Source organism: Desulfonatronospira sp. MSAO_Bac3 (genome assembly GCF_003838035.1).
Taxonomy (GTDB): Bacteria; Desulfobacterota; Desulfovibrionia; order Desulfovibrionales; family Desulfonatronovibrionaceae; genus Desulfonatronospira; species Desulfonatronospira thiodismutans.
In genome coordinates, this window is record NZ_QYZY01000155.1 from 1 (window position 1) to 1,349 (window position 1,349).

Annotated in this window: 2 protein-coding genes; both read right to left on the bottom strand. The window is 49.1% G+C overall.

Annotated features, from left to right (window positions below; all coding sequences use genetic code 11):
• Nucleotides 1–275 precede the first annotated feature (275 nt).
• Nucleotides 276–767: a hypothetical protein gene (locus D5S03_RS05330; RefSeq protein ID WP_008870753.1), complete on the bottom strand. Its 492-nt coding sequence runs from the start codon at nt 765–767 to the stop codon at nt 276–278.
• Between the two features lie 391 nt (nt 768–1,158).
• Nucleotides 1,159–1,349, bottom strand: a 191-nt coding sequence (locus D5S03_RS05335) for a type II toxin-antitoxin system VapC family toxin (RefSeq protein ID WP_287042901.1), incomplete at its 5' end; no start/stop codon positions are given.

A 1,349-nucleotide genomic window follows, 5' to 3' on the forward strand; every position in this document is an offset into this window, starting at 1 on the left:
AGATGATCTTAAATTATTTTTCATATCGCGATCCGATCTCATACGCGCAAAAGAAAAGAGTGGAAGGCAACAAGATAAGATAGATCTCAAGATACTAAAGGAAGCCGAACGATTGGATGCACTCGACAAAAAATAGCCTGCCAGCGCAACAATACTGTTCGCGGGGATGCTCAGTGCAGCTGAGGCGTATCAGGGAATGCCGGTGACTATGATGACGGTTTTGTCCTTGGCCGGTACAGACGCCATAGAGGCATGCCCGGTTAGACGGTGTTCAATCAGGTAAGTTTTAGGATGGCAACGATCAGTGCGCCCACGGTTACCGTGGTCCCGAAGGACCAGATCAGCAGGCGGTCCATGCGTTTGGTCAAGGCCAGAAAGCGCTGGTCAGCTTGTTCAAAGCGCTTATCCACTTGTTCAAAGCGCGAATTCATGTCCTGGCGCATCTCTTCAAAGCGCCTGTCCACTTGTTCAAAACGCGCATTCATGTCCTGGCGCATCTCTTCAAAACGCTTATCCACCTGCTCAAAGCGCTTATCCACTTGTTGAAAACGCTTGTCAACCTGTTCAAAGCGTTTATCCATCTGCTCGATGATATACTGGATCAGCTCCCTCTGATTTCTGAGTTCCTCTTCCACCCTGACCATACGCTCCCGCAGCTCGATTTCATAGACCATGGGCGGTTTGCCCAGGCTCTGTTCCGCCAGCCACTGGGACATGTGCTCCTTCAGAAAGCTGATCTGTTCTTGAGTAAAAGGCTCTGTGGACATGGAACATCTCCCTTTTCCTTTTATTATAAGCCAGACTCAAGCAGCATGCAAGCCCTTTTTCCCCATCCCCCATGCCCTATGTTTGTCACGCCTGTGGCGTGATGAAAAAGCCCGGAGGGCTTCCTGTGCGCAGACAGGAGTTTCACTGGGGCCCCATGCCTCTATATCAACTTCCCCACTTTCCTCTTCATTGGTGCAGTGAGTAAAGGAAGATATAAGGGACATTATGTTGCCAGTTGTATTAAGTTGCGAGGAATATCCAAGAGGGACAGGAGAAATATGTTAATCAATCCCTGGGTCGATGTAGATGTTCTGTAGAGGTTTGCCTGAAAAATTCTTTTCTTCTCTCGCAGAGGCCACCAGGTTACGCAGAGGTGAGAAAGACCATTTATTAGGGCAACCGCTTGAAGCCCGCTAAATCAAAATGACGATCAAACGTAAACACTTGCGGGACATGCCTGGATGTCATGAGCGCAAAGGAGACGCAGTCTGTGAAGGACACGACTTGATCAGAAAATTTTGCGAACAGCTTCAGAGCACGCAGCTCATCCTCTCTGTCGGGCCGCCATATCTGGAAAGCAT

Coding starts and splice junctions, on each gene's coding strand:
- D5S03_RS05330 (WP_008870753.1), bottom strand. CDS start 767: ATGTCCACAGAGCCTTTTACTCAAGAACAGATCAGCTTTCTGAAGGAG.